Below are 3,866 nucleotides of genomic sequence, written 5' to 3' on the forward strand. Positions count from 1 at the left end.
AGAAAGTTCTTGAAGCTTTTTATCCCACCACGTTTCTATTTCAAACTTTTCGAACCAATATTTTAATTGTTTTTTGGCTTCTTGTTTGCTCATACCTTTTAGTTGAGCCAAATACAAACATTGCTCACCTACTTTCATAGATTTGTACAAACCACGTTCTTCTGGCATATAACCAATCATTGAAATGTGATTCGGATTTAGTTTTTCGCCATTTAAAATTATTTCACCAGCATCTGGCAAAGTAATTTGATTAATGATACGAATTAACGAGGTTTTTCCAGCGCCATTTGGACCTAATAAACCATATATGCTTCCTTCAGGAACACTTAACGAAACGGAATTTAAAGCGGTATAATCGCCATATTGTTTCACTACGTTTTTAACTTCTAAAATAGTATTCATTTGCCGTATTTCTTTTCTGAATTAGTGTGTAATATAGGGATTTTGTTACATCTTTTTAAAAAATAATTTGCTTTTTTTCATAAATAATATACTTTAAAATTTAGGACAAAAAAAATCCCAATCTGAATTGATTGAGATTTATGGAATTTATTGTATTTTCAATTACGAAAACATATCTTTTACTTTTTCAAAAAACGATTTATCTGATTTTTCAGGTTTAGGAACAAAATTTTCATCCGAAATCATACTTTCAAAAAATTGTTTTTGTTCTTTGTTTAGTGTTTTTGGTGTCCACACATTTACGTGAACAAGCAAATCGCCATTTCCGTAACTATTTAAACTTGGAATTCCTTTTCCTTTCAAACGAAGAATTTTACCTGATTGAATGCCTTCTTCTAGCTTAATACGAACTTTTCCTGAAACTGTTTCAATTTCTTTTGAAATTCCTAAAGCCGCTTCTGGAAAACTAATATACAAATCGTAATGTAAATTTTCGCCTTCACGTTTTAAAAATTCGTGCTCAATTTCTTCAATAGCAACGATTAAATCTCCAGGAACACTATTTCTACCAGGTGCATCATTTCCTTTACCAGCAACTTTTAATTGCATACCATCAACAACACCTGCAGGAATTTTAATTGAAACCGTATCATCGTCAGTAATAAAACCTTGACTATCTGCATTGGCAGGTTTACTATCTATCATTTGTCCCGCTCCACCACAATTAGGACACGTTGCAGCAGTTTGCATACGACCTAAAATTGTATTTGTAACTCGCATCACTTGACCTTGTCCGTTACAAGTAGAACACGTTCTGTAAGTTACACCAGCAGCTTGAACTTTTCTTTTTACTTTTACTTTTTTCTCAACACCATTGGCAATTTCTTCCAAAGTCAATTTGACTTTAATACGTAAATTACTTCCTTTCATTCTACGTTGACCGCCGCCGCCACCGCCGCCAAAACCGCCAAAACCGCCACCAAAAATATCTCCAAATTGACTAAAGATGTCATCCATATTCATACCGCCGTGTCCGCCACCAAAGCCACCATTTCCATCAAAGGCTTGATGCCCATATTGGTCGTACTTGGCTTTTTTGTTTGCGTCACTTAACACTTCGTATGCTTCGGCACAAGTTTTAAAATTTTCTTCTGCAGCAGTATCTCCAGGGTTTTTATCTGGATGATATTGAATCGCTTTTTTTCGGTATGCTTTTTTTATTTCTTCAGGTGAAGCATTTTTGCTAATCCCTAAAACTTCGTAAAAATCTTTTTTCATTTTATTTTATTAATACATTCAAAAAGAATGATTATAGAAATATTAGTTACCTAAAATTACTTTTGGAAAACGGATAATTTTATCACCCAATTTGTACCCTTTTTCGATTACGTCAACAATTTTTCCTTTTAATTTAGGGGTTGGAGCTGGAATTTGAGTAATGGCTTCTGCAAAATCTGCATCAAATGCATCACCAGCTTTAATTTCAACTACTTCTAAACCTTTTGAAACTAATGTTGATTTTAATTTTTCGTGAATTAATTCTACACCTTTTACTAAAGCTTCATCATCGGATTGAGAAACCTGAGCCCAAGCTCTATCGAAATCATCTAAAACAGGTAACATCGATTGTAAAATTTCTTGTCCAGCCGTTTTAAATAAGTCTATACGTTCTTTTGAAGTTCTTTTTTTGTAATTTTCAAATTCGGCATATAATCTTATGAATTTATCTTTTTGTTCTTGCAATTGATCTTCAACTGACACTTCTGGTTCATTATTTTCTTGAACATCTTGATTTTCTATAGCATTTTCATCCTGAAGGATCTCTTTTTCGATGTTTTCAGTATTTTCTTGACTCATAATTGTATATTTTATTTTCAAATTGAGAATGCAAAAGTGTTGCCATACTTTATTTTATGACACATTGTCAGTATAAAAAAGCGCAAATAATATATCCAAAAAAAGATAAATTTGGATACTATTTTAAAAAAAGTAAAAAATTAAAGTACTATTTCAATAGATTTTGCAACGATTTGCTAAGCGAAGCATATTGAAATTGAAAACCAGCATCTAATATTTTTCTTGAGCTCACGTGCTGACTACTGGTTACAATTTGATGCATTTCTCCTAAAAGTAAACGCAACATAAACTTTGGTACATTTGGTAAAAACAAAGGTTTATGTATGGTTTTCGCAATAGCTTTTGTTATTTCTTCATTTGTAGTGGGATACGGCGAAACCGCATTGTAAATACCTTCTAAATTGTTATCTATAACATATTTAAAAATAGCCACTAAATCATCAATATGAATCCAAGACACATATTGTTTTCCAGATGCCAAAGCAGTTCCAAAACCATATTTTATTGGCTTCGTCATTTCAACTAATGCGCCTGACTCATTGGCTAAAACCACTCCAATTCTGATAGTGGTTACCAAAAGTGGTAAGGATTTAAATAAATTGGTGCTTTCTTCCCAAAGTTGTGTCACTTCGCCTAAAAAAGAATCATCAATTTTCGAATCATCTTCATTATAAATGGCAGTTAAGTCATTTGGATAAATACCAATTGCTGATGCTGAAATAAATTGTTTTACCGAATTTGGATGAGATTGTAACGTTTTAAAAAGTAAATTGGCACTTTGAACCCTACTTTGAATAATTTCTTTTTTGTAGGAAGTTGTCCATTTTTTTGACACTGAAGCACCTGCTAAATGAATAATAACGGAAACATCTTCAAAAGCAGCAAGATCAATTTCGCCTTTACCTGGATTCCAATAAAATCCTTTATAATTTGACGTGTGTTCTATTTTACTTTTTGAAGTTGATAAATAGTGAATAATGTGGTTGTCTTTTTTAAGTAAAGACACCATTTTTTTCCCTATTAAACCAGTTGCTCCTGTTATTAATATGTTCATTTATATTATTTTATCACAAATTTACAATTAGTTATACGCTTACATCAAACATTAACTAAGATTAACAAATGTCTAAAAATTATACTCTTGATTTTATAGTCCATTGAAATTGCATTTCTGAAACTTGTTCGCCATTTTCATTTATTCCTATTGATGTTAACCAAATCGTTTGTCCTTCATTTGTTCGTATTGCATTTTCAATACATTCGGCAATTTCCTTTCCTTGATTACAAGCAAACGTGATTTTTCCTGTAGCCTTTTTTGTGAAAACAGCTTTATTCTGAGCCACAAGCATTGAAATATTTTTCCCACTTGATTTGATATGATACATTACTAAAGCACCAGTAGTAAATTCGGCAGCCATAGCTTGCACGGCAAAATACATAGATTTAAACGGATTCTGATTGAACCAACTATATTTTACCGAAACCTTACAATTTTCGGATGTAATTTGTTTTACTCGAACACCACTCCAAAATGCGGAAGGCAATTTAAAAAAGGTAAACGCATTTAATTTAAAAGGTGTAAACTCCATATCTATTAATATTTTATG

General features: G+C 31.9%; 5 protein-coding genes. All 5 read right to left on the reverse strand.

All coding sequences use genetic code 11. From position 1 onward, the window contains the following. A partial coding sequence (locus tag ACIQ11_RS09360; RefSeq protein ID WP_396154358.1) for an ABC transporter ATP-binding protein occupies nucleotides 1–402 on the reverse strand: 402 nt, incomplete at its 3' end. 162 nt (nucleotides 403–564) lie between these two features. After that, nucleotides 565–1,680: a molecular chaperone DnaJ gene (gene dnaJ / locus ACIQ11_RS09365; RefSeq protein ID WP_396154359.1), complete on the reverse strand. Its 1,116-nt coding sequence runs from the start codon at nucleotides 1,678–1,680 to the stop codon at nucleotides 565–567. 42 nt (nucleotides 1,681–1,722) lie between these two features. Further along, nucleotides 1,723–2,259 (reverse strand): nucleotide exchange factor GrpE, encoded by a 537-nt coding sequence (locus ACIQ11_RS09370; RefSeq protein WP_353077782.1) that lies wholly within the window; start codon nucleotides 2,257–2,259, stop codon nucleotides 1,723–1,725. Nucleotides 2,260–2,407: 148 nt separating this feature from the next. Then, nucleotides 2,408–3,313 carry a TIGR01777 family oxidoreductase gene (locus tag ACIQ11_RS09375; protein ID WP_396154360.1) on the reverse strand — a complete coding sequence of 302 codons (906 nt, stop codon included), beginning with the start codon at nucleotides 3,311–3,313 and terminating at the stop codon, nucleotides 2,408–2,410. A 79-nt stretch (nucleotides 3,314–3,392) separates the two neighbouring features. Then, nucleotides 3,393–3,848, reverse strand: a complete 456-nt coding sequence (locus tag ACIQ11_RS09380) for a DUF4442 domain-containing protein (RefSeq protein WP_396154361.1) — start codon at nucleotides 3,846–3,848, stop codon at nucleotides 3,393–3,395. Between the last annotated feature and the right edge of the window lie 18 nt (nucleotides 3,849–3,866).

It is taken from the genome of Flavobacterium sp. (assembly GCF_044361065.1).
Classification (GTDB): domain Bacteria; phylum Bacteroidota; class Bacteroidia; order Flavobacteriales; family Flavobacteriaceae; genus Flavobacterium.

Coding starts and splice junctions, on each gene's coding strand:
- ACIQ11_RS09375 (WP_396154360.1), bottom strand. CDS start 3,313: ATGAACATATTAATAACAGGAGCAACTGGTTTAATAGGGAAAAAAATG.
- ACIQ11_RS09370 (WP_353077782.1), bottom strand. CDS start 2,259: ATGAGTCAAGAAAATACTGAAAACATCGAAAAAGAGATCCTTCAGGAT.
- ACIQ11_RS09380 (WP_396154361.1), bottom strand. CDS start 3,848: ATGGAGTTTACACCTTTTAAATTAAATGCGTTTACCTTTTTTAAATTG.
- dnaJ (WP_396154359.1), bottom strand. CDS start 1,680: ATGAAAAAAGATTTTTACGAAGTTTTAGGGATTAGCAAAAATGCTTCA.